The organism is Ectopseudomonas oleovorans (genome assembly GCF_003052605.1).
In the GTDB taxonomy this organism is placed as follows: domain Bacteria; phylum Pseudomonadota; class Gammaproteobacteria; order Pseudomonadales; family Pseudomonadaceae; genus Aquipseudomonas; species Aquipseudomonas oleovorans_A.
Genome location: NZ_QASO01000071.1, coordinates 1 through 25,081, shown reverse-complemented (window position 1 = coordinate 25,081; position 25,081 = coordinate 1). Strand labels below are relative to the sequence as shown.

The window sequence follows — 25,081 nt, the reverse complement described above, 5'->3', positions numbered from 1 at the left end:
AGTTGCTTGCGGCATTTGACCTGCTCATGGCTGTCGACACCATGAACTTGAAAAACCTGCTTTGCCAAATCCACGCCTATGCGTTTAAGTTTCATGCGGGCTCCCCCTCCGGGATTGTTTGTTTCGTAACCTACAGTCTGGCGCAATGACGCCGTAGGAGGGAGGAGTCCATCTCATTGGGCTACGGTGCTGGCGGGTTGCACCCGCCCTACAGTTGCGTACCGAGCAGCACCTGACTGGCGGCGAACTGCGCGCGCACCGGATCGCCGACGCGCAGGCCCAGCTCGGCCAGGCGAGCGGATTCGAGCAGGGCACACAGGGTCTGACCGTTAGGCAGACTGATGCGCACATCGCTGGGGCCATCGCTGGCCGGCAGAATCTGTTCGATACGGCCTTCGAGTGCGTTGTGCTGTTCTGCACGGGGCGCCTGTAGTGGCTGCAATTCCAGCCAGCCAGCCTTGATCAGCGCGACCACGCTGCTGCCTTCGCTCAGCTGCAGGTTTTCCGTACTGTCATGGGTGATCTGCGCCTGCAGGTGGCTGCCGCCTGGTAGTTCTATGTCGATCAGGTCGTTGTGCCCGTGGGGGTGAATCGCGCGCACGCGGCCGGTGAGCTGGTTGCGCGCGCTGGTGCGCAGCATCAGGCGGCCGAGCAGCTCCAGGTCGGCGTCATCACCGGCGGCCTGCAGCAGTTGCACCTGTAGCGCCTGCAGGCGTTGTTGCAGTGCCAGCAGGCGCTCGCCAGCGGGTGTAAGGCGTGCGCCACCGCCACCTTTGCCGCCGACATTGCGGCTGACCAGTGGCTGCTCGGACAGGTTGTTCAGCTCATCGATGGCGTCCCAGGCGGCCTTGTAGCTCAGCCCGGCGGCCTTGGCGGCGCGGGTGATGGAACCTTGTTCGGCGATCTGCTCGAGCAGCGCCAGGCGTTTCGGCCGGCGGCTGAGCAATTGGGCGATGGAATCGAGCTGCGACATGATTGAGGCGTGGCCAGGGAGAATGTCGGGCACGGTGCGTGACTGCGCCTGGCGCGTCAAGTCAGCTATCGCCCGGCCGCGGCGTGCGTGCCAGGCAATACACATCGACGCGCAGGGCGCCGGCGCGACGCAGCAGGTGGGCGAGCACGCCCGCCGTGGCGCCGGTGGTGAGCACGTCGTCGACCAGCGCCAGATGAGCGCCGGCGACCTTGGCTTGCAGTTCCAGACTGAAGGCCTGACGCAGATTGCGCTTGCGCGTTGCGGCATCCAGCCCTTGCTGTGCGGGTGTATCGACGCGGCGCTGGAGCCATTCATGTTGCACCGGCAGGTGGAGGCTGGCGCCCAGCCAGTCGGCGAGCATCTGTGCCTGATTGAAGCCGCGTCGTCGCTGGCGCTTGCGGGCCAGCGGCACCGGCAGCAGCGCCTGTGGTCGTGGCAGGCCTTCGTCATAGGCATGGCTAAGGTGTTCAGCCAGCAGCTCGGCGAGCAGGCGACCGTGTGGCCATTGCGCCTGGTGCTTGAAACGGGTGATCAGGTTGTCGACGGGAAAGGCATAGCGCCAGGGCGCCTCCACGCGGCTGAAACTCGGCGGCTTGTTCTGGCAGGCGCCGCAGATCATGCCGGGTGCCGGCAATGGCACCGCACAGATCTGGCAATGAGCCCCGAGCCAGGGCAGTTCGGATTCGCAAGCCGTGCAGATGCTGTGCGTGGGGTGATCGGTGGCTTCGTCGCAGAGCTGGCAATGGCGCCGTTGGCGTAACCAGGCAAGGCGTTGCAGAACGGTGAGGTCAAACGGAGGCATGGCGGCTCGTCCATGAGCAGTGGTGCCTGAAGTTTAGTCAGCGTCAGCGGATGAGCCAGCCCATTACGATCAGACCGAGAAACAGCCAGATCACCCCGCCGATGATCGAGCCGCGTAGGAGTGAGCGAGCGCCGCTGAACAGAAACAGCAGGCCGATGATCAGCAGGATGATGCTGAAAATCGACACGTCCATGCCAATGGCCCTGGCCATACCCTGGAGAAAGTCGTCAATGGCGTCGGCCATGGCGCCCAGCACGCCGGACAGCATGTCGACGATGAAACGGATGGCACGGCCCAGCGCTTCGCCGAGTCCTTCGAAAAAACCTTCTACCTGCATGCAGTGCATCCTGTTGGAGGGGTAAGCATTTGGCCTTGTGCCATGACATAAGTTCTATTGGTTACTATTTGATCATATGTAAACCTGTGTCTTTGTCGTGGTTGACAGCATCCAATCGCCACTTATGATGGCCAAAGCCTGAATGCCCCGTGTGGGCCTGACAACAGATGCCACCAAGCGTCGAAGGACTTCTCAGATGAGCGCAACCGCCGAAATCACCACCCGCCACGACTGGAGCCTCGCCGAGGTTCGCGCGCTGTTCGAGCAGCCGTTCAACGACCTGCTGTTCCAGGCGCAGACGGTGCACCGCGCGCACTTCGACGCCAACCGCGTGCAGGTCTCCACCCTGCTGTCGATCAAGACCGGCGCCTGCCCGGAAGACTGCAAGTACTGCCCGCAGTCCGGCCACTACAACACCGGCCTGGACAAGGAAAAGCTGATGGAGGTGGAGAAGGTGCTCAAGGCCGCCGCCGAGGCCAAGGCCATCGGCTCCACGCGCTTCTGCATGGGCGCGGCGTGGAAGCATCCGTCGGCCAAGGACATGCCCTACGTGCTGGAAATGGTCAAAGGCGTGAAGAAGCTCGGCCTGGAAACCTGCATGACCCTGGGCAAGCTGGATCAGGAGCAGACCCAGGCGCTGGCCGAAGCAGGGCTGGACTACTACAACCACAACCTCGATACCTCGCCGGAGTTCTACGGCAACATCATCACCACCCGTACCTACGGCGAACGCCTGCAGACCCTGGCCTACGTGCGCGAGGCGGGGATGAAGATCTGCTCCGGCGGCATCCTCGGCATGGGCGAATCGGTGGACGATCGCGCTGGGTTGCTGATCCAGCTGGCGAATCTGCCGGAGCACCCGGAAAGCGTGCCGATCAACATGCTGGTCAAGGTCAAGGGCACGCCGCTGGCCGAGGAGAAGGACGTCGACCCGTTCGACTTCATCCGCACCCTGGCCGTGGCGCGGATCATGATGCCCAGGTCCCACGTGCGTCTGTCCGCCGGCCGCGAGGCGATGAACGAGCAGATGCAGGCCCTGGCCTTCATGGCCGGCGCCAACTCGATCTTCTACGGCGAGAAGCTGCTGACCACCGCCAACCCGCAGGCGGACAAGGACATGGCCCTGTTCAAGCGCCTTGGCATCAAACCCGAAGAGCGCGAAGAGCATGCCGATGAGGTGCACCAGGCGGCCATCGAGCAGGCGCTGGTCGAGCAGCGCGATTCCAAGCTGTTCTACAACGCCGCGTCGGCCTGATTCCTTTTATGTAGGAGCGAGCTCTGCTCGCGAATGACACCCTGTCCTGGCTTTTCGCGAGCAGAGCTCGCTCCTACGGGAAACGTGCATGAGTTTCGATCTCGCTAGCCGCCTGGCCGAGCGTCAGGCCGCCGATCTGTTCCGCCAGCGCCCGCTGTTGCAGACCCCGCAGGGGCCGCAGGTGCGCGCGGACGATCAGGAACTGCTGGCCTTCTGTTCCAACGACTATCTCGGCCTGGCCAACCACCCCGAGGTGATCCGCGCCCTGCAGCAGGGCGCGGAAAAATGGGGCGTCGGCGGCGGTGCCTCGCACCTGGTGATTGGTCACAGCACACCGCACCATGAGCTTGAGGAGGCGCTGGCCGCGTTCACCGGCCGGCCGCGGGCACTGCTGTTCTCCACCGGTTACATGGCTAATCTGGCGGTCGTCACCGCCTTGCTCGGACAGGGCGACAGCGTGCTGCAGGACCGTCTCAATCACGCCTCGCTACTCGATGCCGGCCTGCTCTGCGGCGCGCGTTTTTCTCGCTACCTGCACAACGATGCGGTGAGCCTGGCCAACCGCCTGCGCAAGGCGACGGGCAACTGCCTGGTGGTCACCGATGGCGTGTTCAGCATGGACGGCGATCTGGCCGATCTACCGGCATTGTGTGCCGAGGCGCGCGCCACGCAGGCCTGGGTGATGGTCGATGACGCCCATGGCTTCGGCCCACTGGGCGTCACCGGCGGCGGTATCGTCGAGCACTTCGGTCTGGGCCAGGATGACGTGCAGGTGCTGGTCGGCACCCTGGGCAAGGCATTTGGTACCGCCGGCGCCTTCGTTGCCGGCAGCGAGGAACTGATCGAGACCCTGATTCAGTTCGCTCGCCCCTACATCTACACCACCAGTCAGCCGCCGGCCGTGGCCTGCGCCACGCTGCAGAGCCTGGAGCTGCTGTGCAGTGAACACTGGCGTCGGGAGCATCTGAACCGACTGATCACGCGCTTTCGTCAGGGCGCCGCCGAAATCGGTCTGAGCCTGATGGACAGTCCCACGCCGATTCAACCGATTCTGGTGGGTGACAGCGCGCGGGCGCTGAAACTCTCGGCCCTGCTCAAGGATCGCGGCCTGCTGGTGGGCGCCATCCGCCCGCCGACCGTGCCTGCTGGCAGTGCCCGCTTGCGCGTGACGCTGTCCGCTGCGCACAGCGATGCGCAGCTCGAGCTGCTGCTCGAAGCGCTTGCCGAGTGCTGGCCGCAGGTGCAGACCGATGCGTGAGCAGTTGATCCTGCTGCCGGGTTGGGGTTTGGAGGGGGCCGTGCTGCAGCCGCTGGCCGAGGCGCTGGGCGGCGAAATTCAGGTGCAGGTGCCGGCCCTGCCGCGCCTGAGCAGTGCAGCGGCGGCCGATTGGCTCGATGAGCTGGATACGTGTTTGCCACATGATTGCTGGCTGGCCGGCTGGTCGCTCGGCGGCATGTTGGCCGCTGCCCTGGCGGCAAGGCGCGGCGAGCGTTGCCGTGGTCTGATCACCCTGGCCAGTAACGCCTGTTTCGTCGCCAGCGCTGCCTGGCCGACGGCAATGCCGGCGCAGACTTACGCAGCCTTTTATGAGGACTGCCAGGAGAACGCCGGCGCTACCCTCAAGCGTTTCGCCATGCTCTGTGCCCAAGGCTGCGCCGACACGCGCGGTCTGTCACGACAGTTGCAGAACCATCTGGCGTCCAGCGACGAGCCATCCTTGCTGGCCGGGCTGCGCTTGCTGGCGAGTCTGGACAATCGCGCGGCGCTGGCGGCTTTCACCGGGCCGCAATTGCACCTGCTGGCCGAGCAGGATGCGCTGGTGCCGGCGGCGGCCGGTGACGCGCTGCTGGCGCTGTTGCCAACGGGTGAGATGGACGTGCTGGAAGCTTGTGGTCACGCCTTCGTACTTGACCAGGCGGATGCTCTGGCGGCCTTGATGCTCGATTTTATCTGCGAGGCCAGCGATGTCTGAGCTGCGTGGGGTACGTGGTACGGACCCGCTTTACCAATCCCTTGATGCGCACAGCGCACCCTACGGTGATGCGGCGTTACCGGACAAGCGTCAGGTCGCGGCGTCCTTTTCCCGCGCGGCGGAAAGTTACGATGCAGTGGCCGAGTTGCAGCGCAACGTCGGCACGCAACTGTTGGCGCGTTTGCCGGCCTCGCTGCAGCCACGTCGTTGGCTGGACCTGGGTTGCGGCACGGGCTATTTCACCCGCGCCCTGGGCGAACGTTATGCGCAAGGCGAAGGGCTGGCTGTGGATATCGCTGAGGGCATGCTGCGCCACGCCAGGCCTCAGGGCGGTGCTGCACATTTCATCGCTGGCGATGCCGAGGCGCTGCCGCTGCAAAGCGACAGCGTCGAGCTGTTGTTCTCCAGCCTGGCGCTGCAATGGTGTGCCGACTTCCCGCGTGTGCTGAGCGAAGCGCGGCGGGTGTTGCGCCCTGGTGGTGTGCTGGCGTTTTCCAGCCTGTGCGTCGGTACCCTGCAGGAGCTGCGTGACAGTTGGCTGGCGGTCGATGGTTTCGTCCACGTCAATCGCTTTCGCCGCTTCGAGGATTACCAGCAGCTGTGTGCGGCAAGCGGCCTGCAGTCGCTGACGCTACAGCGTCAGGCCGAGGTCCTGCATTTCCCGGATCTGCGCAGCCTGACCACCTCACTCAAGGACCTCGGCGCGCACAACCTCAATCCGGGGCGACCGGGCGGATTGACCGGGCGCTCACGCATTCGTGCGCTGATCGAGGCTTACGAGTGTTTTCGCCAGCCTCAAGGGCTGCCGGCGACCTATCAGGTGGTGTACGTCGTGCTGCAGAAACCTTCATAGGCGCGAGCCTCGCTCGCCAACACGCTTCGCGAGCAGAGCTCGCTCCTACGGGAAGATCAGATGACCCAAGCCTACTTCGTCACCGGAACGGATACCGAAATCGGCAAGACCACTATTGCCGCTGGCCTGCTCCATGCGGCGCGCCAGCAGGGTCTGAGCACCGCAGCGGCCAAGCCGGTCGCTTCCGGTTGCATGCGAACCGCCGATGGGCTGCGCAACGACGACGCGCTGGCCTTGCTCGCCCAGTGTTCGTTGCCGCTGCGCTATGAAGAGGTCAACCCGCTGGCCTTCGAGCCGGCCATTGCCCCGCACCTGGCGGCCCGTGAAGTGGGCGTCAAACTGGATGTTGCCAGCCTGCTGCCGCCGGTACGGGCGATCCTGGCCAAGGGCGCGGACTTCTCTCTGGTGGAGGGCGCAGGCGGCTGGCGTGTACCGCTGGCCGGCGAGGAAAACCTGTCAGACCTGGCGATGGCGCTGGGCATTCCGGTGATTCTGGTGGTGGGTGTGCGCCTGGGTTGCATCAACCATGCATTGCTCAGTGCCGAAGCCATCGAGCGGGACGGGCTCAGGCTGGCCGGCTGGGTGGCCAATATCGTCGAGCCGAAGACCTCACGCCTGGAAGACAATCTCGCCACCCTCAGCGAGCGGCTGCCAGCGCCGTGTCTGGGGCGTGTGCCGCACCTGGGCAAAGTGACGGCCGCGGCGGTGGCGGAACACCTCAATCTCGAGTTGTTGGCAGACTGGTAATAAACAGTAAAGTGACCATAGCCTTTTGCCTGTACGTTTTTTAGCCGCTTTCTGCTTCAATACTCGTCATTAGGTTCTATATCCCTCAGGGGGCTGCCGATGGAAATCTCCGCCAACGCATTCAATTCGGGTTTGAACGGTATTCAGGCCGGGCAACGCCGTGTCGAACAGGCAGCCGGTGATATCGCCAGCAACACCATCAACCCTTCTCCGCAGACCACGCAGACCCCGCCGCAAAATCAGGTCAACCCGAACTCACAGATTGCCGAGCGTAGCCGTCCCGACCTGACCGAAAGCCTCGTCGCACTGCGTGTCGGTGAAAACGAAGTGCGCGCCAATGCGCGTGTCGTCGACACGGCTGACGAGGTGCTGGGCACCCTGATCGATACCCGCGCTTAAGTCGTCTCACCCCGGCCGCGCGGATGCGGCCAGCAGCGGGGCAGGAGGGCGCTCATGCAGATCGGCAGTAGCCTGCCACCTTTCACTCCCGCGCCGTCCGCCAGTTCGGCGAGACCGCTGTCGTCCGATGTTTCCCCTGATATTGCCCGTGCCGACCAGGCGCCTGTCGCCGCGCCGCAGGAGCAGCAGGCCGACTCCGCTGCCTCCGGCCGAGAAGAGGCGGATCGCGACGCCAACTCATCGACGCGCGCAGGCGAGCCCGAGCCAAGCCCTCAGGAGCAGCGCCAGCAGCAGCTGGAAATCGCCGATCTCGTGCAACGTGACCGCGAGGTACGCACCCACGAGCAGGCGCACGCGGCCGTTGGTGGGCAATACGCCGGTGCGCCCACTTACAGCTTCAAGCGCGGCCCTGATGGGCAGCGTTACGCCGTTTCCGGCGAAGTCAGCATCGACACCGCTCCCGTTCCCAATGATCCCGAAGCGACGTTGCGCAAGATGGAAATCGTCCTGCGTGCAGCACTCGCGCCCATCGAACCTTCCCCGCAGGACCTGCGTGTAGCTGCTCTGGCTCAGGCGCAGGCGGCGCAGGCGCGCGTCGAACTGGCCGAGCAGCGGCGAGAGGAAGCCACCAACGCCGTCGAGCAGCGCAAGGCACGTGAAGAAGCCAGACAAGCGGATGAGCAGCCCGCCGAGCAGTCGCAGCAGGCTTTGCCGCCAGCGCCTAATCTTGATCTGTATCGGCGTCTGGGTGAGGTGCCAGCGCCGGAGCCTCGCATCGATCTGGTCGCGTAGCCGGCCGATTGGCAGCGCTTGACAAGGGGTTGGCGTAAACGTATGTTTCAAACGCCTGTTTGATTGCTTCGGCCGCAGCCTCGTGGCCAGGCAGCCGGGAGTGATCCCGAGAGCGACCGCCAAGACGGTCACCCCAACTACTAGGAATCCACCGCAGAGGTTTACCGTTATGCCTGACTACAAGGCCCCCTTGCGTGACATTCGTTTCGTTCGTGACGAGCTGCTGGGCTATGAAGCGCACTACCAGAGCCTGCCTGGCTGCCAGGACGCCACTCCGGACATGGTCGACGCCATCCTCGAAGAAGGCGCCAAGTTCTGCGAGCAGGTGCTGTCGCCGCTGAACCGTGTGGGTGACACCGAGGGCTGCACCTGGAGCGAATCCGGCGTGAAAACCCCGACCGGCTTCAAAGAGGCCTATCAGCAGTTCGTCGAAGGCGGCTGGCCGAGCCTGGCGCATGACGTCGAGCACGGCGGCCAGGGTCTGCCGGAATCCCTCGGTCTGGCCATCAGCGAGATGGTCGGTTCGGCCAACTGGTCCTGGGGCATGTACCCGGGCCTGAGCCATGGTGCGATGAACACCATCGGTGCTCACGGTACCGACGAGCAGAAGCACACCTACCTGACCAAACTGGTTTCCGGCGAGTGGACCGGCACCATGTGCCTGACCGAGCCGCATTGCGGCACCGACCTGGGCATGCTGCGCACCAAGGCCGAACCGCAGGCCGACGGCAGCTACAAGGTTTCCGGCACCAAGATCTTCATTTCCGCTGGTGAGCACGACATGGCCGACAACATCGTCCATATCGTTCTGGCCCGCCTGCCCGATGCACCGGCCGGTACCAAAGGTATCTCGCTGTTCATCGTGCCGAAGTTCCTGCCCAACGCCGAAGGCGGCGTAGGCGAGCGCAACGCCGTTTCCTGCGGTTCCATCGAGCACAAGATGGGCATCCACGGTAATGCCACCTGCGTGATGAACTTCGATGGCGCCACCGGCTACCTGATCGGCCCGGCCAACAAAGGCCTGAACTGCATGTTCACCTTCATGAACACCGCTCGTCTGGGGACCGCGCTGCAAGGCCTGGCCCACGCCGAAGTCGGCTTCCAGGGTGGCATCAAGTACGCTCGCGAGCGTCTGCAGATGCGTTCGCTGACTGGTCCGAAAGCGCCGGAAAAAGCCGCTGACCCGATCATCGTGCATCCGGACGTACGCCGCATGCTGCTGACCATGAAGGCGTTCGCCGAAGGCAACCGCGCCATGGTCTACTTCACCGCCAAGCAGGTGGACATCGTTCAGCACAGCCAGGACGAAGAAGAGAAGAAGGCCGCCGACGAGCTGCTGGCCTTCCTGACTCCGATCGCCAAGGCCTTCATGACCGAAGTGGGCTTCGAAGCCGCTTCCCACGGCATGCAGATCTACGGTGGCCACGGCTTTATCAGCGAGTGGGGCATGGAGCAGAACCTGCGCGACTGCCGCATCTCGATGATGTACGAAGGCACCACCGGCGTTCAGGCGCTGGACCTGCTGGGCCGCAAGGTGCTGATGACTCAGGGCGGCGCCCTGAAGAACTTCACCAAGATCGTGCACAAGTTCTGCCAGGCCAACGAGGGCAACGATTCCGTCAAGGAATTCGTCGAACCTCTGGCCAAGCTGAACAAGGAGTGGGGCGACATCACCATGAAGATCGGCATGGCCGCGATGAAAGATCGCGAGGAAGTCGGTGCCGCCTCCGTGGACTACCTGATGTACTCCGGCTACGCCTGCCTGGCCTACTTCTGGGCCGACATGGCGCGTCTGGCTGCCGAGAAGCTGGCTGCCGGTACTGATGACGAGGCTTTCTACAAAGCCAAGCTGCAGACCGCTCGCTTCTACTTCGCGCGCATCCTGCCGCGCACCCGTACGCATGTCGAAGCCATGCTGTCGGGCGCCAGCAACCTGATGGAGATGGAAGAAGAGCACTTCGCTCTGGGCTTCTAAGACTGGCTCTGAGCCATCTCTTTCGGTTGAATCACAACGCCGCCCCTCGGGGCGGCGTTGTCGTTTTTGCGCCGGGTACTGAAGGGAATGTCGCATCCTGTCGCTGTTTTCAACAGGCGAAGCAGGCAGAATGCCTTCATCTCTCGCCCAGGATGTCAGCGTGATCCGTCCGGCCAATTTGCGCCTCAGTCACTTCTTCTCGTCGCTGCCTTTGCTGGCCGGTGGGATAGTGGCTGCTCTGCTGCCAGGGCTGAGCGAGTTCTTCATCTCCCTGTTCAATGTATTGCCGACGCTGCTGTTGTTGCTCGGCGGTGCGTTCTGTCTGGTCTATGGCCGTCAGCGCGAGGTGTTTCTGCTGCTGGCGCTGTATGTCGGCTACTTCCTGTTGGATATCCAGGTCGATCACTTCCGTGACAATGGCCAGATACGCGACGATGCGGCTCTGGTCTTCCATCTGATCTGTCTTGCTACCGCTGCTCTATGCCCTCTACGGCTGCTGGGAGGAGCGCTCGCACCTGGCGCAGGACATGCTCGCCCGCGCCTTGGTGCTGCTGGCAGTCAGCGCGCTGGCCTTTGGTCTGGCGCGGCGTTATCTACAGGGTATCCCCGACTGGCTGGCACAGATTCACTGGCCGTCGCTGCATGGTGCCTGAATGAACCTGGCGCAATTGGTCTATCTGCAAGCCCAGGCCACTGCACGCGGCGCAATTGGTGGGGCTGTGCGGTCTGCTGTGGATGTTGCCGCTGGTGTTCATCCTGGCCAACGCGTTGCAGGTGATGATCAGCATAGTGCGGTGGCGGCAAGGCTTACCGCTATGGCGGTGAGGAGTTCACCTTGCTGTTTCCCGGCAAGAGCGTGGAGCAATCCCTGCCGCACATCGAGGCAGTGCATCTGGCCATCGAGTAGTACCGCATGCAACTGCGTGATCCGCAACGCCGCCCGCGTAATGACCGCGAAGGCAAGTAGTGCCGGGCCGGCAAGGCCGCCAGTGAGGTGTCGGTGGCCGTGAGCATGGGCGTCGCCGAGCGTCAGGTCGAGCAACGCACGCTGCAGGAGGTCATCAAGGAGGCGGACAAGGCGCTGTACAGCGCCAAGGCCGCCGGGCGCAATTGCATCCGTAGCGCTGGCCAGCGTCGCGGAGCTGTGAAACTGACCGCCGGGCGCGAATAGCTGCGCTGGCAGACGAGCGGTCAGCAGGGGTTTTCCTTGCCCTCAGTCAATCAGATAGTTAGTGACCGCCTGTGAACTGCTGGTCACAACAAGACCCTATGTGTCTATAAAGTTGTTCAAGTAAACTCGGTCCACTCACGTAAGTCTGTTTTCGAGGATGTGTCATGGCCGATTACAAAGCCCCCCTGCGCGACATGCGCTTCGTGCTCAATGAAGTTTTCGAAGTCTCCAAGCTCTGGGCCGAACTGCCGGCCCTGGCCGAGGTGGTCGATGCCGAGACCGCCAGCGCCATCCTCGAAGAAGCCGGCAAGGTCACCGCGGGCAGCATCGCCCCGCTGAACCGCAGCGGTGACGAAGAGGGCTGCTCCTGGGACAACGGCGCGGTGAAAACCCCGGCCGGCTTCCCCGAGGCCTACCAGACCTACGCCGAGGGTGGCTGGGTCGGCGTAGGCGGTTCGCCGGAGTTCGGCGGCATGGGCATGCCCAAGGTGATCGGCGCCCAAGTCGAGGAGATGGTCAACTCGGCCAACCTGTCCTTCGGCCTGTACCCGATGCTGACCGCCGGCGCCTGCCTGTCGATCCTCAACCACGCCAGCGAAGAGCTCAAGGCGCAGTACCTGCCGAACATGTACGCCGGCGTCTGGGCCGGTTCCATGTGCCTGACCGAGCCGCACGCCGGCACCGACCTGGGCATCATCCGCACCAAGGCCGAACCCCAGGCAGATGGCAGCTACAAGATCAGCGGCACCAAGATCTTCATCACCGGTGGCGAGCACGACCTGACCGAAAACATCATCCACCTGGTGCTGGCCAAGCTGCCGGACGCACCGGCGGGCCCGAAAGGCATCTCGCTGTTCCTGGTGCCCAAGGTCATGGTCAATGCCGACGGCTCCCTCGGTGAGAAAAATGCGCTGGGCTGCGGCTCCATCGAACACAAGATGGGCATCAAGGCTTCGGCCACCTGCGTGATGAACTTCGACGGCGCCACCGGTTACCTGGTCGGCGAGGTGAACAAGGGCCTCAACGCCATGTTCACCATGATGAACTACGAGCGTCTGGGCGTTGGCATCCAGGGCCTGGCCCTGGGCGAGCGCAGCTACCAGAGCGCCATCGAGTACGCCCGCGAGCGTATTCAGAGCCGCGCGCCGACCGGCCCGGTGGCCAAGGACAAAGCCGCCGACCCGATCATCGTGCACCCGGACGTGCGCCGTATGCTGCTGACCATGAAAGCGCTGAACGAGGGTGGTCGCGCCTTCTCCAGCTACGTCGCCATGCAGCTCGACACTGCCAAGTACAGCGAGGACAAGGACACCGCCAAGCGTGCCGACGAGCTGGTGGCGCTGCTGACCCCGGTGGCCAAGGCCTTCCTCACCGACATGGCGCTGGAAACCACCGTGCATGGCCAGCAGATCTTCGGCGGCCACGGCTTCATCCGCGAGTGGGGCCAGGAGCAGCTTGTTCGGGATTGCCGCATCACCCAGATCTACGAAGGCACCAACGGCATCCAGTCGCTGGACCTGATGGGGCGCAAGATCGTTGGCAGCGGCGGCAGCTTCTACAAGCACCTGGCCGACGAGATCAAGGCCTTCGTCGCTTCGGCTGACGCCAACCTCGCCGAGTTCACCAAGCCGCTGGCAGCTGCCGTGCACAACCTCGACGAGCTGACCGCCTGGGTACTGGACCGTGCCAAGGGCAACCCCAACGAAATCGGTGCGGCCTCGGTGGAGTACCTGCACGTGTTCGGCTACACCGCCTATGCCTATATGTGGGCGTTGATGGCTCGGGCAGCGTTGGGCAAGGAAGATCAGGACGATTTCTACGCCAGCAAGCTGGGTACCGCGCGCTTCTACTTCGCCCGCTTGCTGCCGCGCATTCACTCGCTGAGTGCGTCGGTCAAGGCCGGTAGCGAGTCGCTGTATCTGTTGGATGCTGCGCAGTTCTGATCCTGTGTGGTGCGTACGCAAGCCCCGGCCTGAGTGCCGGGGCTTGTGCATTTACAGGGTCAGAAAATCTCGTACGGGAACTCGATGATCAGGCGAACCTGATCTGAGGACACGTCGGACTTGCCGTTGCCGATACGGTGGGTGGCCTGACGCAACTTGAAGGACAGGTCCTTGGCCGGGCCACTCTGCACCACATAGCCCACGGCGAGATCGCGTTCCCAGTGGTCTTCGCTGTCAGCGTAGTAGGCGTAGGGGCTGCTCGGATCCATCTTGCTGCCATCGACGTCGGTACCACGGATGTAGCGGGCGTGGAAGGTCAGACCGGGCACGCCATAGCTGGCCATGTTGAGGTCGTAGAATAGACCCCAGGAGCGTTCGTTCGGGCCGTTGAAATCCACCAGCTGCGAGGAGTTGGCCAGGTAGATGGAATCATGGAAAGTGCCTGGCCCCATGCCCAGGTAGTCGAATGGCTGGTCGCCATTGATGCGTTGGTGAGTCACCTTGAAGGTGTGCGCGCCGACGCTGTAAGCGGCGGCGAACGACCAGGCGGTGACGCCGATCTCGCCGGCCAGCTTGCGACCTTCGTCATTCGAGCGATAGATGTTGAAGTCGAAGTTCAGGCTCTGATCGTCACTCAGCGAGTAGGTGTAGTTGGTGTTGGCGTAGTACTGACGCCAGATGTCCTTGTACTCCGAGCCATAGAGGCTGACGCTGAGATTGTCGGTGATGGCGTAGTTGCCGCCGACGAAGTCCACGGTATCCGTGCTGACGCCGGCGTAGGATGCGTAGAAATCATCGTCGTTGTTTGTGCTGTTGAAGTCCTTGGAGGCGGTCATGTGTCCGGCTTCGAGGTCCAGGCCTGTCCACTCTGAACTGGTCAGCCAGAATCCGGTAGCGGTGCCCGGAACCAGGCGCGCATCGGCCGGTGCGAAAACCGGGTTGTAAGGACGCAGGTTGTTGCCATAACGCAGTTCGGTGTTGGACAGGCGCATCTTCACCGAGGCGCCGGCAGAGCCTGCTGCGTCCTTGGTGCCTTCGCCATCCGGTACCAGTACGCCCGCCTGTCCGGAGTATCCACGACCACCATCGAGCTTGATCGCCGAATAGGCGCTCAGGTCGACGCCGAAGCCAAGGGTGCCCTGGGTATAGCCGGAGGTGTAGTCGAGGCGAAAACCTTGGCCCCATTCTCGCCGGTCATCAGCGCCGCCATGGCGATCGTGATTCCAGTAGAGGTTGCGGGTCATGAACTTCAGGTGGCTGTCTTCGATGAAACCCTGGCTTTCGGCCTGACTGGCCAAGGCCAGTGGTGCCCCCGTTGCGGTGCTGATGGCCAGGGCCAGTAGTGTTTTTCTGCGAAATGACATGGCTTGCTCTCCGTATGTTTTTAGACATCGTTGGCGGCAGAGAAAGGGGTGTCGCGTCCTCCCTTGGTTGGCGAGAGTGTTGAAAGGGCTGATGTGCTGGCCGTGAAGCAGCGAATCCCCCGAGTTCGCATTCGGCGAACCCGGGGGAGGGTACGGAGGTGAGGGGGGAGGTAATGGGTGAGAGCGACGGTCAGCGGTCAGATACCGACGCAATGGCGCATTGGCATCGTGTGGACGTCGCTTTTGGCGTCCAGCAGTTCTTCTGGTGCTCAGCCTCTGCGCATTCGGCCAACGTAGAGTAGCGATGGCTGATCACTTTCCAGTGTGAGGCGCCCCTGCTCGTTCTCCAGCAGCACACCACTGTGTGCTGCCAGCACCTGCTGACCGCCCTCCGGCAGTTGATAATGCAGAGCTTCGGGCGTGGCATTCCACAGCAGCAAAATCTCGGCATCGTTCTGCAGCGCCTGTTCGCCCTGCCACTCGAGCAACTGCAATTCATGCTTCCAGACGCCGCGTCGCGTCATCAGATTTAGATCGGTGATCGGGCCGTCCAGCAGATGGGCGCTGATCGCCTCTTCGCCGCCGAACACCGCTATGGCGCCACCGCTGAGCAGCATTTCGCGCTGCCCGTCGGCGCGGTGCAGGCACACGCCGTTACCGGCGAGCACGGCCAGGCTGCGGTCGATGTCCGGGAAGCTGGAAAAGGCACCATCCACCGCCACCTGCGCAGTGCTGATGCGCCAGGCGAAATCCTCCAGGCCGGCACCCACTGGCGAGATGGCCAATTCCACGGTGGAGCCGCCACCGTTCTTCCAGGGCATTGCGCGGGCAGTTGCGGGGTCGAGCAGGGTGCAGGGCATGATCTCTCCAAATGTATATACATAGTGGCTGGGCGACAAACGGTTCCGATCGCAAGGTCGGCGAAGATGTCTCCAGACAGAGGCCGGTAACGCTCTATTCAGGGTATCAAGCCGTACTGCACATGCCTTGTCTGGTCTTGTGATCATAAGGTCAGGCTGTTGCTCCCGGCTTGACGCCGATTCGATCCACTCATATTGTATATACAAAACAAGCCGGGAGAATCCCATGCCGATGCATTCCACCTCGAAACAGCTCTGGCGCGATGTGCAGGTCTTCGATGGCCTGGCGCAGCTGGACGAGGCGATGAACGTGCTGGTCGAGGACGGTCGCATTGCCGGTCTGTGGCCGTCGCGCACCTTCGACGAGGCGCTGGCTCAAGGTGCAGTCGAGGTGGGGAGCGGCGGCGTGATGACCCCAGGCCTGGTCGACTGCCACACCCATCTGGTCTATGCCGGCAACCGCGCTGGAGAGTTCGAGCAGCGCCTGGAAGGTGTCAGCTACGAAACCATCGCCCGCAACGGTGGCGGCATTCTCAGCAGCGTGCGCGCCACTCGTACAGCGAGCGAGGACGAACTGATCGCCGCCAGCCTGCCGCGTCTCGATGCGCTGCTGGCCGATGGTGTGACCACGCTGGAGATCAAGTCCGGTTACGGTCTGACCGTCGAAAGTGAGTTGAAGATGCTGCGCGTGGCCCGTCGCCTCGGCGAACTGCGTCCGGTACGGGTGCTCACCACCCTGCTCGGTGCCCACGCTCTACCGCCGGAATATGCCGGGCGCGCTGACGACTACGTGAGCCTGGTCTGCGACGAGATGATCCCGGCCGCTGCCCGTGAGCGGTTGGCCGATGCGGTGGACGTATTCTGCGAGGGCATCGGCTTTTCCCCGGCGCAGTGCGAACGCGTGTTCCAGGCAGCCCGCGCCCATGGCCTGGCGATCAAGGCGCATGCCGAGCAACTGTCCAACCTCGGCGGCAGTGCCCTGGCCGCACGTTACGGTGCGCTGTCCGCCGACCATATCGAATACCTCGACGAGGCCGGCGTGCGCGCCATGGCCGAGGCCGGCACCGTTGCCGTGCTGCTGCCCGGCGCCTTCCATGTGCTGCGCGAAACCCAGCTGCCGCCCATCGAACTGCTGCGCCAGTACGGCGTACCGATGGCCGTGGCCAGCGACGCCAACCCCGGCACCTCGCCGATCTGCATGCCCACGCTGATGGCCAACCTGGCTTGCACCCTGTTTCGCCTCACCCCGCGCGAAGCCCTGGCCGGCATGACCGCCCACGGCGCCCGCGCCCTCGGCCTGCACGACCTCGGCTGCATCGCCGTCGGCGCGCCGGCGGATCTGTGCCTGTGGGGTATCCGGCAACCGGCCGAACTGGCCTACGCGGTGCAGGCCGGACGTTTGCGCCAGCGCGTGTTCAATGGAGTCGTGACCTATGCCCGCTGATCGTCACTCGATGGCCGCCTGGAGCGGTCGAACCGACCCGGAAGCCGATAGCGCACGCTGGCACCAGCGCATTCGCTCGCTTACCGAAGACAGCCAGCCGGGCCTGGCTTTGCTGGGTTTTGCCTGCGACGAAGGTGTGCGCCGCAACCAGGGTCGCGTCGGTGCCGCCGCTGCGCCACAAAGCGTGCGCAAGGCCCTGGCCAATCTGGCCTGGCACCGACAGGCGCCGGCCTACGATGCGGGTGACGTCACCTGCGAGGATGGCGATCTGGAAGCGGCGCAGGCCCGCCTCGGTCATAACGTCTGTGCGCTGCTGGACGCCGGGCATCTGCCGCTGGTGATCGGCGGCGGTCATGAAGTGGCCTTCGGCAGCTGGTCCGGGCTGGCCGAGCATCTCAGTGGCCAGGCCGCCCCGAAGATCGGCATCATCAATTTCGACGCCCATTTCGACCTGCGCGACCCGGCCCATGTGCATTCCTCCGGCACGCCCTTCGCGCAGATCGCCGAGCAGTGCGCCGCACGCGGCTGGCCGTTCCGCTACGCCTGCCTCGGCGTCAGCCGCGCCAGCAACACCCGCGCGCTGTTCGCCCGCGCCGCCGAGCTGAACGTGCTGGTGCGCGAGGATCACCAGATCCGCGAGTCGACCCTGGAGAGCATCGGCGCCGAGCTGGACGCCTTCACCGCCGAGTGCGACGCGCTCTATCTGACCATCGACATCGACGTGCTGCCGGCCTGCGAGGCGCCGGGCGTCAGCGCGCCAGCCGCCCGTGGCGTGCGCCTGGAGCTGCTGGAACCGCTGCTCGAACGGCTCAAGGCCAGCGGCAAGCTGCGCCTGGCCGACCTGGCCGAGCTCAACCCCGAATACGACATCGACAACCGCACCGCCAAGGTGGCGGCGCGGCTGATTCATCTGCTGAGCCTCTGAGCCAGGAGTCCGACGTGACCACCAAGACCAATAAATACCGCGATATCGAGATCCGCGCCCCGCGTGGCACCACGCTCACCGCCAAGAGCTGGCTGACCGAAGCGCCGCTGCGCATGCTGATGAACAACCTCGACCCGGACGTGGCCGAGAACCCCAAGGAGCTGGTGGTGTACGGCGGCATCGGCCGCGCCGCGCGCAACTGGGAGTGCTATGACAAGATCGTCGAGAGCCTGACCAACCTGGATGACGACGAGACCCTGCTGGTGCAATCCGGCAAGCCGGTCGGCGTGTTCAAGACCCACAGCAACGCACCGCGCGTGCTGATCGCCAACTCCAACCTGGTGCCGCACTGGGCCAGTTGGGAGCACTTCAACGAGCTGGATGCCAAGGGCCTGGCCATGTACGGCCAGATGACTGCCGGCAGCTGGATCTACATCGGCAGCCAGGGCATCGTGCAGGGCACCTACGAAACCTTCGTCGAAGCCGGTCGCCAGCACTACGCCGGCAACCTCAAAGGCCGCTGGGTGCTGACCGCAGGCCTCGGTGGCATGGGCGGTGCCCAGCCGCTGGCCGCGACCCTGGCTGGCGCCTGCTCGCTGAACATCGAATGCCAGCAGAGCAGCATCGATTTCCGCCTGCGCAGCCGTTATGTCGACGAGCAGGCCACTGACCTCGACGATGCCCTGGCGCGCATCGCCAAGTACACCGCAGAAGGCAAGGCCATCTCCGTCGCCCTGCTGGGCAATGCCGCCGAAATCCTGCCGGAGCTGGTCAAGCGCGGTGTTCGCCCGGATATGGTCACCGACCAGACCAGCGCCCACGACCCGCTCAACGGCTACCTGCCGATTGGCTGGAGCTGGGCCGAGTACAAGGATCGCGCCGCCACCGACCCGGCTGGCGTGGTCAAGGCCGCCAAGCAGTCCATGGCCGTGCACGTGCAGGCCATGCTCGACTTCCAGAAGATGGGCGTGCCGACCTTCGACTACGGCAACAACATCCGCCAGATGGCCTTTGATGAGGGCGTGAGCAATGCCTTCGACTTCCCCGGTTTCGTCCCGGCTTACATCCGCCCATTGTTCTGCCGCGGTATCGGCCCGTTCCGCTGGGCGGCGCTGTCCGGCAACCCCGAGGACATCTACAAGACCGACGCCAAGGTCAAGGAATTGATCCCGGACGACGCCCACCTGCACCGCTGGCTGGACATGGCCCGCGAGCGCATCTCGTTCCAGGGGCTGCCGGCACGTATCTGCTGGGTCGGTCTGGGCCAGCGCGCCAAGCTCGGCCTGGCGTTCAACGAGATGGTGCGTTCGGGTGAGCTGAGCGCGCCCATCGTCATCGGCCGCGACCACCTGGACAGCGGCTCGGTGTCCAGCCCCAACCGCGAGACCGAGGCGATGCTGGACGGCTCCGACGCCGTGTCCGACTGGCCGCTGCTCAATGCTCTGCTCAACACCGCCAGCGGCGCCACCTGGGTCTCGCTGCACCACGGCGGCGGCGTCGGCATGGGTTTCTCCCAGCATTCGGGTATGGTCATCGTCTGCGATGGCACCGACGAAGCTGCCGCGCGTATCGCCCGCGTGCTGACCAACGACCCGGGCACCGGCGTGATGCGTCACGCCGATGCCGGTTACCAGATCGCCATCGATTGCGCCAAGGAGCAAGGTCTGAATTTGCCGATGATCGGCTGAGAGCATATCCAAAGTCTGCTGCGCGTCGGCCAAACGGCGTTGCAAACGACTTCGGACTGCTCATTTACAGCTCGTAAACTCCGCGTCCTCAGCCATTTGCGCCACCGTTTGGCTCTAGCTCGCGAGACTTTGAACACGCTCTTTGGAAGAACACCTCATGACCACCCTGAACCTGAAACCCGGCCAACTGACCCTGGCCGACCTGCGCGCCGCCTACCAGGCCCCCGTGCACCTGACCCTGGACGCCAGCGCCCATCAGGCCATCGACTCCAGCGTCGCCTGCGTGAATCAGATCATCGCCGAGGGCCGCACCGCCTACGGCATCAACACCGGTTTCGGCCTGCTGGCCTCGACCCGCATCGCCAACGACGACCTGGAAAAGCTGCAGCGCTCGCTGGTGCTGTCCCACGCCGCCGGTATCGGCGAGCCGCTGAGCGATGCCATGGTACGGCTGATCATGCTGCTGAAGATCAACAGCCTGGCACGCGGCTTTTCCGGCATTCGCCGCCAGGTGATCGAGGCGCTGATCGCCCTGGTCAACGCCGAGGTCTACCCGCATATCCCGCTGAAAGGCTCGGTCGGCGCCTCCGGTGACCTGGCGCCGTTGGCGCATATGTCGCTCGTGCTGCTCGGCGAAAGCCAGGCGCGCCATAAGGGCCAATGGCTGCCGGCCAGCGAGGCGCTGGCCATCGCCGGCCTGGAGCCGATGACCCTGGCTGCCAAGGAAGGTCTGGCGCTGCTCAACGGCACCCAAGTATCCACTGCTTACGCCTTGCGTGGGTTGTTCGAAGGTGAAGACCTTTACGCCGCCGCCAGCGTCTGCGGTGCGCTGAGTGTCGAGGCGCTGCTGGGTTCGCGCTCGCCCTTCGATGCGCGCATCCACGCGGCTCGTGGCCAGCGTGGGCAGATCGACGCAGCAGCGGCGTTCCGTCACCTGCTCGGCGACAGCAGCGAGATCGGCCGCTCCCACGCCGCCTGCGACAAGGTGCAGGACCCGTACTCGCTGCGCTGCCAGCCGCAGGTCATGGGCGCCTGCCTGACCCAGCTGCGCCAGGCTGCCGAGGTGCTCGGCGTCGAGGCCAACGCGGTCTCCGACAACCCGCTGGTGTTCGCCGCTGAAGGCGAGGTGATTTCCGGTGGTAACTTCCACGCAGAACCCGTGGCCATGGCCGCCGACAATATCGCCCTGGCCATCGCCGAGATCGGCTCGCTGTCCGAGCGCCGCGTCTCGCTGATGATGGACAAGCACATGTCGCAGCTACCGCCGTTCCTGGTGGCCAATGGCGGGGTCAACTCCGGCTTCATGATCGCCCAGGTCACCGCTGCGGCCCTGGCCAGCGAGAACAAGGCGTTGGCCCACCCGCACAGCGTCGACAGCCTGCCGACGTCGGCCAACCAGGAAGACCACGTTTCCATGGCCCCGGCTGCCGGCAAACGCCTGAGGGACATGGCCGCCAACACCCGTGGCGTGCTGGCCGTGGAATGGCTCGGCGCCTGCCAGGGCCTGGACTTCCGTGAAGGGCTGAAGAGCACCCCTGCGTTGGAACAGGCGCGTCAGGCGCTGCGCGCCAAGGTGCCGTACTACGTCGAGGACCGCTTCTTCGCCCCGGACATCGCCGCTGCCGATGCTCTGCTCGCCGAGCGCGTGCTAACGCCGCTGCTGCCGGCCGGGATGCTGCCTTCGGTGAGGTGATCGCGTTGCGCGGATGCGATCCGAGGCCTTGATATCAGGCCCCGGATCATTGGGCTACGGTCTTTGTGTAGGAGCCGCGCCCCGCGGCGAATGCTGGTTACGCCGCAGGTCTTGCGCAGTGGCCGCGACCGCTTTCGCCCCGAGGCGGGGCTCCTACGAGATCACTTGTATGGCTAATGTATCATCCGCGCACCGGGCATATCCAAGGAGCAGCCGTGACCAGTCCCACCCCGCGCTACAAGGCCATCGAGGATTTCCTCCTCGAGCGCATTCACGGCGGCGCCTACCCGGTCAACCACCAGATCCCGCCCGAGGAGCAATTGGCGCGCGACTTCGGCGTCAGCCGCATGACCGCCAACAAGGCGATCCAGAATCTGGTGCAGAAGGGTTATCTGGTGCGTCAGGCCGGGCTCGGCACCTTCGTCACTGACCGCAAGGCCGAGTCGCCTCTGCACGAGGTGATGAACATCGCCAGCGAAGTGCGCGGCCGCGGCCATGCCTACAGCAACGCAGTGGTGCGCTGCGAGGCCATCGCCGCCGATGACGAAGTGGCCCTGCGTCTGGGGCTGCGCCTGGGCGCCGAGGTGTTTCACAGCATCCTCGTGCACCTGCAGGACGGTCTGCCGATCCAGCTCGAGGATCGCTTCGTCAACCCGCGCTGGGTGCCGCATTACCTGCAGAGCGACTTCACCCAGGTCACCCCCAACGAGGTGCTGGTCGCCAGTTGCCCGATCTCGGATGTCGAGCATGTGCTCGAAGCGGTATTGGTGGATGCGTGCACGGCCGAGCTGCTGCAGATCGACCCGGCCATGCCCTGCCTGAGCGTGATCCGTCGCACCTGGTCGGACGATCACCTGATCAGCTATGCCCGGCTGATCCATCCCGGTGACCGCTACAAACTGCGCTCGCTGCACAAACGCAGAGGCTAGGCTTTCCGCACATCCGTAGGAGCCGGCTTGCCGGCGATCCAGGGCCGTCTCCCGTCGCGGCTAAAGCCCCTGCCACTGCGTTCGGGGTCAGTCGCTGATCAGCTGATCCACTAGCGCAGGATCGTCGATAAAGCGATTGCGCGTGCCCTGTAGCACCTCGATCTTGTCGTTGCGTGCCTTTTCTTCGGCATCCGGCGGGTCCATGCGGTGCCAGGCCTTGTACATCGGCACCAGGCCGACGATGGGCAAACCGTATTCGATGTGCATGTAGAAGATTGCCCGGGCGATATTGCCCTTGGCTTCGCCACGCGGCTCTACCAGCTGGAAGCTGGTTTTCAGGTCGCAGCCGATATCGGCGAACTTGCTCGGTACATCATCGGCCAGTTCGGCGAACTGGGCATTGCGTCGCGCTAGCTCCACGCGGGTCAGCGCCGGGTAGTAGTTGTGCAGGTCGGCGACGATGTACGGATAGCGCGGGTTCATGATGGTGCATTGGCGGTCGGTGACGCAGCGCATCGCGCTCTTGAGCTGCTTGCTGCTGTAGATCGGGCTGGCAGTGAGGGTGCCGCTTTCGCGGGCGAAGGTCTGGCCGCAATAGAGCGTGGTGCCGCCATTACCGTAAAGATCCTGCCAGAACGCCTGATCGATGGCCTGTTTGACGTCGCCCAGTTGGGTCTGGCCATTGGCCAGGGAGAAGCAGCTGATGCAGGTTGCCAGGCAACCAAGAAGCAAGGTGACTGCGCGCATACTCTAGCCCCAGTGACTGCCGTTGTCGGAGTCTGTTGTTTTTGTAGGACAAGATGCAGTCTAGCAAGACGTACGTCACAAAAAACATGGCCAAATGCTTTCTCCAAACCTGGAATGGCCCGGGCAAAGTCAGACGGCTGACAGAGGGAGAACTCGTGTAAGCCATGGCTTACACGATGTCACGATTTTCGCCACTGTCGGTCGATCAGGTACGGGCGTACTCTGCTGCACATGGATTCAGCGCAGGAAGCGCCTAGACGAACAGGGACACGCTGGACAGCCGCCAGGATGGTGAGCAGATCAAGGATGTCAGGACAACAGTCTGCAAGGCCCCGCAATCGCGGGGTTTTCTTTGTGCGCCCAGCATGGGCGCACTCTTGGAGGTGCAAGTCCTCCCGTGAGCTGGCCACAGTGAACGAAGCGAAGCGCAACTGCGTAAGGGTGACCGAGCGTGGGGAGGAAGCGTGGAGCGTAATCTGCGAGCCGATGGACAAGAATCGGATATGAGGCGCTGCCGAGCAGGGCGAGCGGGCAAGGAATCGCGAAGCTCTCGTGGCCAAGGCGAAGCGGCGTAAATCCGGCGGTTGTGCAGAGAAGGAGTGCGTTCTTACCTGGGGAGATCTCGCTTTACGCCTGAAAGGGCGACGGTGCTTGATCGGAGCGAGAAGTCAGCAGAGGCCGTAGTAGTCGAATAGCTGAGCCACTGTAGGCTCGAAACACCAGACGAAGGGCCGAACGAGAAGGAGCATCAAACGTCTTGTCGATGAGCCGTGCATTGCATCAGATGCCTGTGAGAACGGGGCGGGGCGTCCAGGATCGAGGTGAAGCCTCGATGCTACCGTCCAGCGATGAAGCACGCCTCCCGCGCCAAGGGTTGGGGGATGCAGGGCGATGCCTGTTGGAACAGGTTGTCGCACAGGAGAATATGCAGCGCGCCTGGAAGCGCGTGAAGGCGAACAAGGGAGGTGCTGGGGTGGATCGCCTGGACATAGTGCAGACCGAAGCCCACCTCAGGCAGGTATGGTCGAGTATCCGACGGCAACTGCTGGCGGGAACCTACCAGCCATTACCAGTACGGCGCGTATGCATACCGAAACCAGACGGAAGTGAACGAGAGCTGGGCATCCCCAGTGTGACCGACCGTCTGATCCAGCAAGCGCTGCTGCAAGTGCTGCAACCGCTGATTGATCCCACTTTCAGCGAGCATAGCCATGGATTCCGGCCAGGTCGCCGAGCCTGGGATGCGGTTTTGTCTGCCCAACGGTATGCCCAAGAAGGCTACTGCGTCGTGGTGGACGTTGATCTGTCCCAGTTCTTCGACCGGGTCAACCACGACATCCTGATAGAGCGTTTGAGTAGGCGCGTGAATGATGCTGGCGTGATCCGGCTGGTGCGGGCCTATCTAAATGCTGGAATCATGGATGGTGGTGTAGTGATCGAGCGATTGGAAGGCACGCCGCAAGGTGGGCCACTGTCGCCACTACTGGCTAACGTGCTGCTCGACGAGGTGGATAAAGAGCTTGAACGCAAAGGACATCGTTTTGCCCGTTACGCCGACGACTGTAACGTCTATGTGCGCAGCCAGAAGGCTGGCGAGCGGGTGATGGCCCTCCTCAAACGCTGCTACGACAAGCTGCGCCTGAAGATCAATGAATCGAAAAGTGCAGTGGCGAGCGTGTTTGAACGTAACTTCCTCGGATACTGCTTATGGCAAACCCACGATGGTGAGGTGCGGCGTGCCGTTTCGAAGAAGGCACTGGGGGTGTTCAAGCAGCAGATCAGGCAGCGTACTCGCCGTAATGGCGGGCGCAGCCTTGCCGAGGTGATCGAAAAGCTTTGCAGCTATCTGCCGGGATGGAAAGGCTACTTCAGCTTGGCGCAAACCCCGCGAGTCTGGCGAAGGCTGGATGAGTGGATGCGTCGAAGGCTACGAGCCCTTCAACTCAAACAGTGGCGACGCGGCAAGACGATCTACCGGGAACTGCTTCGTTTAGGGGGTACGCAGAGCGTGGCGCAATCGGTTGCGGCGCTGAGTCGCCGCTGGTGGCATAACAGCCTGACTGCCGGACACCAAGTATTGACGATCAGCTATTTCGATCGTCTGGGCATGCCAAGACTCTCCTGACCTCAACATCTCGAACCGCCCGGTGCGGACCCGCATGCCGGGTGGTGTGGGAGGGGAACGGCGGTAGCCGTCCCCTATCCCGATTT

22 protein-coding genes and 1 pseudogene are annotated in these 25,081 nt (G+C 63.7%); 16 read left to right on the top strand and 7 right to left on the bottom strand.

Annotated elements, in window-relative coordinates; translation table 11 throughout:
* The 4 genes from DBO86_RS26675 to DBO86_RS12430 all read right to left on the bottom strand — a co-directional run.
* The coding region (locus DBO86_RS26675; protein WP_244185501.1) for a hypothetical protein at positions 1 to 95 on the bottom strand (95 nt) is incomplete at its 3' end.
* Positions 96 to 208: 113 nt separating this feature from the next.
* Positions 209 to 973, bottom strand: a complete 765-nt coding sequence (locus tag DBO86_RS12440; RefSeq protein WP_108233813.1) for a TOBE domain-containing protein — start codon at positions 971 to 973, stop codon at positions 209 to 211.
* 61 nt (positions 974 to 1,034) lie between these two features.
* On the bottom strand, positions 1,035 to 1,775 hold the full coding sequence (locus DBO86_RS12435; RefSeq protein WP_108233811.1) for a ComF family protein: 741 nt from the start codon (positions 1,773 to 1,775) through the stop codon (positions 1,035 to 1,037).
* Positions 1,776 to 1,818: 43 nt separating this feature from the next.
* Positions 1,819 to 2,112, bottom strand: a complete 294-nt coding sequence (locus DBO86_RS12430) for a hypothetical protein (RefSeq protein WP_017675774.1) — start codon at positions 2,110 to 2,112, stop codon at positions 1,819 to 1,821.
* A 196-nt stretch (positions 2,113 to 2,308) separates the two neighbouring features.
* Here DBO86_RS12430 and bioB point away from each other — a divergent pair, with 196 nt between their 5' ends.
* The 10 genes and pseudogenes from bioB to DBO86_RS12380 all read left to right on the top strand — a co-directional run bounded on the left by bioB (position 2,309) and on the right by DBO86_RS12380 (position 13,220).
* Positions 2,309 to 3,367 (top strand): biotin synthase BioB, encoded by a 1,059-nt coding sequence (gene bioB / locus DBO86_RS12425; RefSeq protein ID WP_108233810.1) that lies wholly within the window; start codon positions 2,309 to 2,311, stop codon positions 3,365 to 3,367.
* 88 nt (positions 3,368 to 3,455) lie between these two features.
* Positions 3,456 to 4,625 carry an 8-amino-7-oxononanoate synthase gene (gene bioF / locus DBO86_RS12420; protein ID WP_108233809.1) on the top strand — a complete coding sequence of 390 codons (1,170 nt, stop codon included), beginning with the start codon at positions 3,456 to 3,458 and terminating at the stop codon, positions 4,623 to 4,625.
* Positions 4,618 to 5,340: an alpha/beta fold hydrolase gene (locus DBO86_RS12415; protein WP_108233808.1), complete on the top strand. Its 723-nt coding sequence runs from the start codon at positions 4,618 to 4,620 to the stop codon at positions 5,338 to 5,340. The genes bioF and DBO86_RS12415 overlap by 8 nt, the downstream gene beginning before the upstream one ends.
* The gene (bioC, locus tag DBO86_RS12410; RefSeq protein ID WP_244185544.1) at positions 5,333 to 6,193 is read left to right on the top strand and encodes a malonyl-ACP O-methyltransferase BioC; all 861 of its coding nucleotides are present in this window, start codon (positions 5,333 to 5,335) and stop codon (positions 6,191 to 6,193) included. Before DBO86_RS12415 ends, bioC begins: the two co-directional genes overlap by 8 nt.
* A 60-nt stretch (positions 6,194 to 6,253) precedes the next feature.
* Positions 6,254 to 6,940: a dethiobiotin synthase gene (gene bioD / locus DBO86_RS12405; RefSeq protein WP_108233807.1), complete on the top strand. Its 687-nt coding sequence runs from the start codon at positions 6,254 to 6,256 to the stop codon at positions 6,938 to 6,940.
* 99 nt (positions 6,941 to 7,039) lie between these two features.
* On the top strand, positions 7,040 to 7,339 hold the full coding sequence (locus DBO86_RS12400) for a hypothetical protein (RefSeq protein ID WP_108233806.1): 300 nt from the start codon (positions 7,040 to 7,042) through the stop codon (positions 7,337 to 7,339).
* 54 nt (positions 7,340 to 7,393) lie between these two features.
* Positions 7,394 to 8,131 (top strand): putative metalloprotease CJM1_0395 family protein, encoded by a 738-nt coding sequence (locus tag DBO86_RS12395; protein WP_108233805.1) that lies wholly within the window; start codon positions 7,394 to 7,396, stop codon positions 8,129 to 8,131.
* A 169-nt stretch (positions 8,132 to 8,300) separates the two neighbouring features.
* Positions 8,301 to 10,106, top strand: coding sequence for a phenylacyl-CoA dehydrogenase (locus DBO86_RS12390; RefSeq protein WP_108233804.1), 1,806 nt, complete (start codon positions 8,301 to 8,303; stop codon positions 10,104 to 10,106).
* 160 nt (positions 10,107 to 10,266) lie between these two features.
* Positions 10,267 to 11,277, top strand: a pseudogene (locus DBO86_RS12385) (diguanylate cyclase domain-containing protein).
* Positions 11,278 to 11,441: 164 nt separating this feature from the next.
* The gene (locus DBO86_RS12380; protein ID WP_108233803.1) at positions 11,442 to 13,220 is read left to right on the top strand and encodes an acyl-CoA dehydrogenase C-terminal domain-containing protein; all 1,779 of its coding nucleotides are present in this window, start codon (positions 11,442 to 11,444) and stop codon (positions 13,218 to 13,220) included.
* A gap of 59 nt (positions 13,221 to 13,279) precedes the next feature.
* Here DBO86_RS12380 and DBO86_RS12375 read toward each other — a convergent pair whose 3' ends face one another.
* The gene (locus DBO86_RS12375) at positions 13,280 to 14,584 is read right to left on the bottom strand and encodes an OprD family porin (RefSeq protein WP_108233802.1); all 1,305 of its coding nucleotides are present in this window, start codon (positions 14,582 to 14,584) and stop codon (positions 13,280 to 13,282) included.
* A 269-nt stretch (positions 14,585 to 14,853) separates the two neighbouring features.
* Positions 14,854 to 15,444: a HutD/Ves family protein gene (locus DBO86_RS12370; RefSeq protein ID WP_075750194.1), complete on the bottom strand. Its 591-nt coding sequence runs from the start codon at positions 15,442 to 15,444 to the stop codon at positions 14,854 to 14,856.
* Positions 15,445 to 15,670: 226 nt separating this feature from the next.
* Between DBO86_RS12370 and hutI the strand changes: the two genes are divergently transcribed.
* The 5 genes from hutI (at position 15,671) to hutC (ending at position 22,123) form a co-directional block, all read left to right on the top strand.
* Positions 15,671 to 16,888, top strand: coding sequence for an imidazolonepropionase (gene hutI / locus DBO86_RS12365; RefSeq protein WP_003463803.1), 1,218 nt, complete (start codon positions 15,671 to 15,673; stop codon positions 16,886 to 16,888).
* Positions 16,878 to 17,813: a formimidoylglutamase gene (gene hutG / locus DBO86_RS12360; RefSeq protein ID WP_074855427.1), complete on the top strand. Its 936-nt coding sequence runs from the start codon at positions 16,878 to 16,880 to the stop codon at positions 17,811 to 17,813. The genes hutI and hutG overlap by 11 nt, the downstream gene beginning before the upstream one ends.
* Before the next feature lie 14 nt (positions 17,814 to 17,827).
* A complete protein-coding gene (gene hutU, locus DBO86_RS12355; protein ID WP_108233801.1) occupies positions 17,828 to 19,501 on the top strand; it encodes a urocanate hydratase in 1,674 nt (557 codons plus the stop codon).
* A gap of 157 nt (positions 19,502 to 19,658) precedes the next feature.
* Positions 19,659 to 21,194 (top strand): histidine ammonia-lyase, encoded by a 1,536-nt coding sequence (gene hutH, locus DBO86_RS12350; RefSeq protein ID WP_108233800.1) that lies wholly within the window; start codon positions 19,659 to 19,661, stop codon positions 21,192 to 21,194.
* A gap of 215 nt (positions 21,195 to 21,409) precedes the next feature.
* Complete coding sequence (hutC, locus tag DBO86_RS12345) at positions 21,410 to 22,123, top strand: histidine utilization repressor (protein WP_108233799.1); 714 nt, start codon at positions 21,410 to 21,412, stop codon at positions 22,121 to 22,123.
* Positions 22,124 to 22,210: 87 nt separating this feature from the next.
* Here the strand turns inward: hutC and DBO86_RS12340 are convergent, their stop codons facing one another.
* Positions 22,211 to 22,870, bottom strand: coding sequence for an endonuclease (locus tag DBO86_RS12340; RefSeq protein WP_108233798.1), 660 nt, complete (start codon positions 22,868 to 22,870; stop codon positions 22,211 to 22,213).
* Positions 22,871 to 23,627: 757 nt separating this feature from the next.
* Between DBO86_RS12340 and ltrA the strand changes: the two genes are divergently transcribed.
* Complete coding sequence (ltrA, locus tag DBO86_RS12330) at positions 23,628 to 24,995, top strand: group II intron reverse transcriptase/maturase (RefSeq protein WP_108233196.1); 1,368 nt, start codon at positions 23,628 to 23,630, stop codon at positions 24,993 to 24,995.
* Positions 24,996 to 25,081 lie beyond the last annotated feature (86 nt).